Raw genomic sequence first — 8,242 nt, 5'->3', positions numbered from 1 at the left:
GGATCGCCTGGAGCAGGTCACGGGCATAGCGCATTTCATTCTTGGCGTATTCGCCAAAGACAGCCTCTCGCACCAGATGCGTCGCCAGCGAAGTCAACGTCAGCAGCCGCAACTGCGGATAGCTGGCGGCTACGCCGGAGGCATAAGCCTGTGCACCGAACTGCTGACGATTCTCTGGGGTATCCGAGGTACGCAGGGTGCTGCCATCAATCGCGTAGCGGGCCAATCCGCGCCAGCTTCTTCCCCGCTGATGCCGCTCATCCCAAACCAGCGCGCTGAGCCCGAAGAGTTGGGCCAACGGTTCCTCGCCGAGGCGCTGCCGCGCCTGGGTCAAGGCGCTCTTGGCAATCTCTGGATTGACCTCGTCAGGCAGCACCAGATCGAGATGAGCGACGACTTCCGGGATGGGCTGATGCCGGTCCATCGCCAACGCAATGACCAGCCAGACGACCTGTTCGGCCGGCAATCTACGCCGGCGCACGCTGGCTTTGCCGGTCACTGCAAGCGCGTGGGCGATCCATGCCGGGTCAATTTGCTGAGAAAGTGCAGAGAAATCAGGGTGTTTATGAGCCTTGCCTACCATCTGGACCAACGTGAGGGAGTCAACTTGGCCGGAGTATGAGCAAGATTCGCACCATGAAAAATGCCGTTCACTTGCTTAAGTGAACGGCATTAGCCCCGAAGGGCGGCCTTTTGCGTGCGGCACGGTCAGAGACTCAGTGCGGCTGATGCTGCAGCGTCGAGGTTAGCAGCCTGTCGGTGGGCGCGATCGCCGCGGTCGAGATCAGGAGGCCCAGATCGATCAAGAACTGCCACTTCATCGTCTGCTCCGGCAGGCGGCTGTCGTTGATGAAGGTCAGCAGCAGGCGAATAGACGAGACGCTGATGATCGCCGTCGACAGCTTCACCCTCAGCTCCGACGCGTTCACATGGTCGAGCCATTCCGGCTAACCGGGATAGTCGTCGATCTTCAGCCGCGATACGAAGGCCTCGTAGCCGCCTATCGTCACCATCAGCAGCAGGTTGGCGATCATCACCACGTCGGTCAGCGTCAGCAGGCCCCGCAACGAGGAGAGGCACGTGCACGTGCACGCGTACACGCCCGGCACCACGATCAGGCCGAGGTAAATCGGCAGTTGCCGCTAGCGGCCCCAGAAAATCACCTGGCCGGGGCAGCCCTTCGTCGATGCATTACGCGAGGCAAAGCCTTCGAGACCTCCAGGCCGGTGCATTTCCTTAATGCAAAGTGCTTACAGCCCCAGACGCTGCCAGACTGTCGAGACAAGCCCCGCCTGATTCAAGGTGTAGAAGTGCAACCCCGGCGCCCCGTTGGACAGCAGCCGATCCGCGAGTTCGGTCACCACATCGAGGCCGAGCGCGCGGATCGACGCGGTGTCGTCGCCATAGGCCTGCAGCTTCAGGCGTAGCCAGCGCGGGATCTCGGCGCCGCAGGCATCGGAGAAGCGCGCCAGCTGGGTAAAGCCAGCAATCGGCATCAGCCCCGGCACGATAGGAATGTCGACGCCGCGCGCGCGCACCTCGTCGACGAAGTGGAAGTACGCATCGGCATTGTAGAAATACTGGGTGATCGCCGAATCGGCACCGGCCTTCACCTTGCGCACGAAGTTGTTCAGGTCGTCCTCGGCCGAGCGCGCCTGTGGGTGGTATTCCGGATAAGCCGCCACCTCGATGTGGAACCAGTCGCCGTGCTCAGCACGGATGAACTCGACCAGCTCGTTGGCATAACGCAGCTCACCGATGCCAACCATACCGGACGGGATGTCACCACGCAGCGCCACGATGTGGCGGATGCCATGGTTACGGTACTCCTGCAGGATGTCGCGGATGCTCTCGCGGGTGGAGCCGATGCAGGACAGGTGCGGCGCGGCGGCGTACCCTTCGCCGCGGATCTCCAGCACCGCAGCCAGCGTGCCGTCACGGGTGGTACCGCCGGCACCGAAGGTTACCGAGAAGAACTCGGGGTTGAACTGGGCAAGCTGCTGGCGGGTGGTGCGCAGCTTGGCAACGCCCTCCGGGGTCTTCGGGGGGAAAAATTCGAAACTGAAGGTTTTTTTCGGTTCGCTCATGATCTTTTGATCTCTGCGGCGCCGCTGCCCTTGCCGGCGCGGCGCTTCTCCTCTGGTGCATTCGGCCAACGTTGGCCGAAAAAAAACGGACAAGGCATTCTACCCTGCCCTGTCCGTCGCTCTTTATACCTAGCGCTTAATAGCGATAGTGAGCCGGCTTATAAGGGCCTTCTTTCGGCACGCTGATGTAGGCGGCCTGTGCGTCGGACAGCACGGTCAGCTTGGCGCCGATGCGTTCCAGGTGCAGGCGGGCCACCTTCTCGTCCAGGTGCTTCGGCAGCACGTACACTTCCTTACCGTACTTCTCGCCGTGCTGGAAGATCTCGATCTGCGCCAGCACCTGGTTGGTGAAGCTGTTCGACATCACGAACGACGGGTGGCCGGTGGCGCAGCCGAGGTTCACCAGGCGACCTTCGGCCAACAGGATGATGCGACGGCCGTCCGGGAAGATGATGTGGTCGACCTGCGGCTTGATGTTGTCCCACTGGTACTGACGCAGCGAGGCAACTTCGATTTCCGAGTCGAAGTGGCCGATGTTGCAGACGATGGCGTTGTTGCGCATCTTGGCCATGTGCTCGTGGGTGATCACACCGACGTTGCCGGTAGTCGTAACGAAGATGTCGCCCTGGTCGCACACGTCGTCCATGGTCACCACGCGGTAGCCTTCCATCGCTGCCTGCAGCGCGCAGATCGGGTCGATCTCGGTCACCCACACGGTGGCGCCGAGGCCGCGCAGCGATTGCGCGCATCCCTTGCCCACGTCGCCGTAGCCGAGCACCACGGCGATCTTGCCGGCCACCATGACGTCGGTGGCACGCTTGATGCCGTCGACCAGCGATTCGCGGCAGCCGTACAGGTTGTCGAACTTGGACTTGGTCACCGAGTCGTTGACGTTGAACGCCGGGAACGGCAGCAAGCCATCCTTCTGCAGCTGGTACAGGCGATGCACGCCGGTGGTGGTTTCCTCGGTCACGCCCTGGATGTGCGCCAGGCGCTTCGAGTACCAGTTGGCATCCTGGTCGAGGTAGCGAGCGATCGCGGCGTACAGCGCCACTTCTTCCTCGTTGGTCGGCTTGGCGATCACCGAGCGGTCCTTCTCGGCCTTGCTGCCCAACAGCAGCAGCAGAGTAGCGTCACCGCCATCGTCGAGGATCATGTTGGCAGGCTTGCCTTCCGGCCATTCGAAGATCTTGTGGCTGAATTCCCAGTACTCGTCCAGCGACTCGCCCTTGAATGCGAACACCGGGATGTTGGCGGCGGCAATCGCGGCGGCGGCCTGGTCCTGGGTCGAGAAGATGTTGCACGAGGCCCAGCGCACTTCGGCGCCCAGCGCCACCAGCGTCTCGATCAGCACGCCGGTCTGGATGGTCATGTGCAGGGAGCCAGCGATACGCGCTCCCTTCAGCGGCTTGGATTCGCCGTACTCGGCGCGCAGCGCCATCAGGCCCGGCATTTCGGTTTCGGCAATCGCCAGTTCCTTACGGCCCCAGGCGGCCAGGCCCAGGTCGGCGACATGAAAATCGGTGAATTGGTCAGCCACAGCGTAACTCCACGATGCGGCCGGATCAGGAAGACGGCTCACCCGCCACCCCGGTATCCGGCAAGGGTTGGTTGGGTGAGCGCCGTTGGGATCTCCGGGCCTGGGGCCGAACGGCCTTGCAGCGCTCCCCGGAAACGCGGCGATTATACGGCAGCTGGGCCGACTCCGACAGAGGTGGAATGCTGGGCGGTGTTCGACCAACGCTGCCCGAAGACCGGACAATAAAAAAACGGGCCATGCGGCCCGTTTTGCGGTCTGTTCCCGAGAATTACAGCCCGGCGTCGGCGCGCAGCGCGGCAGCCTTGTCGGTACGTTCCCAGGTGAACTCCGGCTCTTCACGGCCGAAGTGGCCATAAGCGGCGGTCTTGGTGTAGATCGGGCGCAGCAGGTCGAGCATACGCACGATGCCCTTCGGACGCAGGTCGAAGTGCTTGGCAACCAGCTCAGCGATCTTCTCGTTCGGGATCTTGCCGGTGCCGAAGGTATCGATCGAGATCGAGGTCGGCTTGGCGACGCCGATTGCGTACGACACCTGGATCTGGCACTGACGCGCCAGGCCCGCGGCGACGATGTTCTTCGCCACGTAACGGCCAGCGTAGGCAGCCGAACGGTCCACCTTGGACGGGTCCTTGCCCGAGAACGCACCACCGCCGTGCGGTGCGGCGCCGCCGTAGGTGTCGACGATGATCTTGCGGCCGGTCAGGCCGCAGTCGCCCATCGGGCCGCCGATAACGAAGCGGCCGGTCGGGTTGATCAGGTACTTGGTTTCCGGAGTCAGCATGTCTGCCGGCAGCACCGGCTTGATGATGTCCTCGATCACCGCCTCGGTCAGCGTCGCGTGGTCGATTTCCGGCGCGTGCTGGGTCGACAGCACCACGGTATCGATGCGCTTGGGCAGGCCGGTCTCGCTGTCGTACACCACGGTCAGCTGGGCCTTGGCATCCGGACGCAGCCACGGCAGACGGCCGTCCTTGCGCAGCTCGCTCTGGCGCTGCATCAGGCGATGCGCGTAGTAGATCGGGAACGGCATCAGCGTCGGGGTCTCGTCGCAGGCGTAGCCGAACATCAGGCCCTGGTCGCCGGCGCCTTGGTCGAGGTCCAAGCCCTCGCCTTCGTTCACGCCCTGCGCGATGTCCGGCGACTGCTTGTCGTAGCCGACCAGCACCGCGCAGCCGTGGTAGTCGAAGCCCAGCTCCGAGCTGTCGTAGCCGATGCGCTTGATGGTGTCGCGCGCGATCTTGATATAGTCGATATTGGCCGTGGTGGTGATCTCGCCAGCCAGCACCACCAGGCCGGTATTCACCAGCGTTTCAGCGGCGACGCGCGCCTTCGGATCCTGGGTAAAGATCGCGTCGAGGATCGCATCGGAGATCTGGTCAGCGACCTTGTCCGGGTGGCCTTCCGAGACCGACTCGGAGGTAAACAGATATTCGCTCATTGTCTTGTGTATTCCCGCGTGAAGCCTGTGTCCCAGTTGGGTGATAAAATAAGTCGCTTTACGACCACGTGACCGTTCAATGGCCCGCTTCGTACAGCTATTGCTGACCTGGCTGTCCCACCTGCCGCTACGATGGCTGCAGAGCCTGGGAGCCGTCGCCGGTCGGCTGACCTATCATGCCTCCCCCCGCTTTCGTCAGCGACTGAAGGACAATCTGGCATCCAGTAAAATCGTCCGAAACTATCAGGACTTTACACACTTCGTCAAACGCGTGGCCGACGAAACCGGCAAAGGTGCGCTGGAACTGGCGATCGCCTGGTGCCGCGAGCCGGCCGCGATCGACCGGCTTGTCAAGCGTTGCGACGGCTGGCAACACGTCGAAGCCGCGCTGGCGCGCGGCGACGGCATCGTGTTCGTCACGCCACATGTCGGCAGCTACGATATTGCCGGCCGCTACGTCAGCAACCGCCTGCCCTTCCCGCTCACCGCGATGTACCGCCCGCCGAAACTCGCCTGGCTCGAACCGGTAATGAACGCCGGCCGGGTGCGCGGCAAGGGCAAGACCGCCCCGGCCAACGCCTCTGGCGTGCGCACCGTGGTCAAGGCGCTCAAACAGGGCGAAGCGACGATCATCCTGCCCGACCAGGTGCCCGGCAACGGCGAGGGTGTCTGGGCGCCGTTCTTCGGCCGGCCGGCGTACACGATGACGCTGGTGCCGCGCCTCGGCACCGTCAAGGGCGTCACCACCCTCATGTTCGCCGGCGAACGCCTCGCCGACGGCCAGGGCTTCGCGGTGCACATCGAACCGCTGCCCGAGCCGTTCTCCGGCGACAAGGACGCCGACGTCGCGCTGCTCAACCGTGCCGTCGAGTCGCTGATCCGCCGCTTCCCCGAGCAGTACCTGTGGAGCTACAACCGCTACAAATGCCCGGCCGGTGTCGAACCGCCGCCGGCCCTACGGAACCCCGAATGAGACTCGCCTTTGCCATCCTGTGGCTGATCCACCTGCTGCCGATCGCCGCAATTCGTGCCCTTGCCTGGCCGCTCAGCCAGCTCACCTACCTGCTCGCGCGCGAGCGCCGCAACGTCGGCCTGACCAATATGCGGCTGTGCTTCCCGGAACTGCCGGTCTCCGAGCACAAGCGCATCATCCGTGCCAACTTCCAGCACATGACCCGGCTGCTGCTCGAATACGGGGTGTGCTGGTACAGCTCGGCCGAACGGCTGCGCCGGCTGGTCGACCTGAAGAACCTGCACTATGTCACCGAGCTGCGCGAAGCCGGTCACGACGTGATCATCTTCTACCCGCACTTCACCGCCTTCGAGATGGGCTGCTACCGGCTCAACCAGGACATCCCGCTGGTCAGCGTCTACTCGCACCAGAAGAACAAAGCGATGGACGAGCAGATCTACAAGGGCCGCCAGCGCTACGACAACGTCAAGATCGTGTCGCGCCAGGAGAGCCTGCGCAGCATCATCAAGGCGATGCGCACCGACCACACGCCCTTCCTCTACCTGCCCGACCAGGACTTCGGCCCGCGCGATTCGATCTTCGTCAAGTTCTTCCACACCAACGCCGCCACCATCCCGGGCCTGTCGCGCATCAGCAAACTCGCCAATGCCAAAGTGGTGCCGGCGATCGCGCGCCGCGTCGGTAACCGCTTCGAGGTGGAGTTCTACCCTGCCTGGACCGACTACCCGACCGACGACATCACCGCGGACACCCGGCGGATGAACGCCTTCCTCGAGGAGCGCATCCGCGAGTGTCCCGAACAGTATTTCTGGCTGCACAAGCGCTTCAAGACCCGGCCGGAAGGCGAGGCGCGCTTCTACTGAGCGGCCATTTGCCTGCGGCGGCTATAAAAGCCGCCAAAGCGGCCGATACAACGTTACCCGCAATGGGAAACCCGAGAGGAGGTCCATGGATACCACAGCAGTAAACAGCGGCGGCAGCGTACTCGACCAGACGGCGATCTTCGCAATGAAGAAACAGCGCGATGCGGCCGCCCAGACCATCGGCTCGTTGCTTACCGCCACCACCGATCAGATGAACCGCAACAATCCGGCACACCTCGGTCAGAACATCGATACGACCGCCTGATCCCTTCCTGATAGACCCATAAAAAAAGGCTATGTCACCGTTAGGTGTGGAATTGCCTCCTCAGCGACCTAATCTTCCAGATTGATGGTCATCACGACGGGGGAGATGATGAAAGCGACTGAGTTTGAACGGTGGCTGAGCCATGTGTCCCGTCTGACGAGGCGTCAGCGAGAGCGGCTTGCTGATGCATTGCGGGAACACGATGACACCGAACGCTGCAGAGCCCTCATTGAGTCACGGCTAGCCGATAAGGCTTGCCCACATTGCGGGACCACCGCGGCCTACCGGCATGGAACGGCTCATGGTTTGCAGCGGTATCGCTGCCGGCGCTGCCAGAGAACTTTCAACGCGCTGACGAACACCCCACTAGCCCGGCTCCGCCGGAGGGAGAAGTGGCTCGGCTACAGCCAGGCGATGCTGGATTCGCTGACGGTGCGCCGCTCAGCCGGGATGCTGGGCCTGCATCGGAACACGACATTTCGCTGGCGTCACCGTTTCCTGGCCTGGCTGAAAGACGACCGTCCGGCCCGCCTGTTCGGCATTACCGAGGCCGACGAAACCTATCTGCTCGAATCGGAAAAAGGCGCCCACCACCTGCAGCGCTCCTCGCGTCGGCGCGGGGGCGTCGCGAGTTTGCGTGGCTTGTCCAAACAGCAAGTCTGTGTGCTGGTCGCCCGCGACCGCAGTGGGCAAACCCTCGACTTTGTGACGGGGAAAGGGCAAGTGACCAAGGCACAACTCAAAGCGGTCTTGCCGGCTGTTCTCGACAAAGACGTGCTGTTGGTGAGCGATGGGAATGCCACCTACCGGTACTTCGCCCGCGAGGCTAACATCTCGCATGAGGCGGTCAATCTCAAGGCAGGTCGCCGTGTTCGGGGGGCTTACCACGTTCAGAACGTCAATGCCTACCACAGTCGCCTACGCGCGTGGCTCAACCGCTTCCACGGCGTGGCGACTAAGTACTTACCCAACTACTTGGGCTGGCGCCGACACCTTGACGCCCACCGTATCAGCACGCCGGCAGCCCTCCTGGATGGTGCTCTTGGCAAGTTTCCACACCTAACGGTGACATAGCC

Annotated in this window: 10 protein-coding genes and 1 riboswitch; of the genes, 4 read left to right on the top strand and 6 right to left on the bottom strand. The window is 63.0% G+C overall.

The window, feature by feature from the left end; translation table 11 throughout:
• From QU481_RS23150 to metK, 6 genes are all read right to left on the bottom strand, one after another.
• The coding region (locus QU481_RS23150) for a transposase domain-containing protein (protein WP_289832329.1) at positions 1–583 on the bottom strand (583 nt) is incomplete at its 3' end.
• A gap of 133 nt (positions 584–716) precedes the next feature.
• Positions 717–908: a hypothetical protein gene (locus tag QU481_RS23800; RefSeq protein WP_346432461.1), complete on the bottom strand. Its 192-nt coding sequence runs from the start codon at positions 906–908 to the stop codon at positions 717–719.
• Between the two features lie 39 nt (positions 909–947).
• The gene (locus tag QU481_RS23795) at positions 948–1,100 is read right to left on the bottom strand and encodes a YqhA family protein (RefSeq protein WP_346432460.1); all 153 of its coding nucleotides are present in this window, start codon (positions 1,098–1,100) and stop codon (positions 948–950) included.
• 150 nt (positions 1,101–1,250) lie between these two features.
• Positions 1,251–2,087: a methylenetetrahydrofolate reductase [NAD(P)H] gene (metF, locus tag QU481_RS23140; RefSeq protein WP_289832328.1), complete on the bottom strand. Its 837-nt coding sequence runs from the start codon at positions 2,085–2,087 to the stop codon at positions 1,251–1,253.
• 136 nt (positions 2,088–2,223) lie between these two features.
• A complete protein-coding gene (gene ahcY, locus QU481_RS23135; RefSeq protein WP_289832327.1) occupies positions 2,224–3,627 on the bottom strand; it encodes an adenosylhomocysteinase in 1,404 nt (467 codons plus the stop codon).
• Positions 3,628–3,697: 70 nt separating this feature from the next.
• Positions 3,698–3,763: riboswitch (S-adenosyl-L-homocysteine riboswitch) on the bottom strand.
• 132 nt (positions 3,764–3,895) lie between these two features.
• A complete protein-coding gene (metK, locus tag QU481_RS23130; protein ID WP_289832326.1) occupies positions 3,896–5,065 on the bottom strand; it encodes a methionine adenosyltransferase in 1,170 nt (389 codons plus the stop codon).
• A gap of 79 nt (positions 5,066–5,144) precedes the next feature.
• On the opposite strand from metK, the gene QU481_RS23125 reads away from it, so the two are divergent.
• The 4 genes from QU481_RS23125 to QU481_RS23110 all read left to right on the top strand — a co-directional run bounded on the left by QU481_RS23125 (position 5,145) and on the right by QU481_RS23110 (position 8,240).
• Positions 5,145–6,038, top strand: a complete 894-nt coding sequence (locus QU481_RS23125) for a lysophospholipid acyltransferase family protein (protein WP_289832325.1) — start codon at positions 5,145–5,147, stop codon at positions 6,036–6,038.
• The gene (locus QU481_RS23120) at positions 6,035–6,901 is read left to right on the top strand and encodes a lipid A biosynthesis lauroyl acyltransferase (protein ID WP_289832324.1); all 867 of its coding nucleotides are present in this window, start codon (positions 6,035–6,037) and stop codon (positions 6,899–6,901) included. Before QU481_RS23125 ends, QU481_RS23120 begins: the two co-directional genes overlap by 4 nt.
• Before the next feature lie 85 nt (positions 6,902–6,986).
• Positions 6,987–7,166 (top strand): putative motility protein, encoded by a 180-nt coding sequence (locus QU481_RS23115; RefSeq protein ID WP_289832323.1) that lies wholly within the window; start codon positions 6,987–6,989, stop codon positions 7,164–7,166.
• A gap of 108 nt (positions 7,167–7,274) precedes the next feature.
• Positions 7,275–8,240: an IS1595 family transposase gene (locus tag QU481_RS23110; RefSeq protein ID WP_289830262.1), complete on the top strand. Its 966-nt coding sequence runs from the start codon at positions 7,275–7,277 to the stop codon at positions 8,238–8,240.
• The last annotated feature ends 2 nt before the right edge of the window (positions 8,241–8,242 follow it).

Origin of the sequence: Crenobacter oryzisoli (assembly GCF_030385785.1) — a bacterium.
Taxonomy (GTDB): domain Bacteria; phylum Pseudomonadota; class Gammaproteobacteria; order Burkholderiales; family Chromobacteriaceae; genus Crenobacter_A; species Crenobacter_A oryzisoli.
This window is presented reverse-complemented; position numbering and strand designations above follow the sequence as displayed.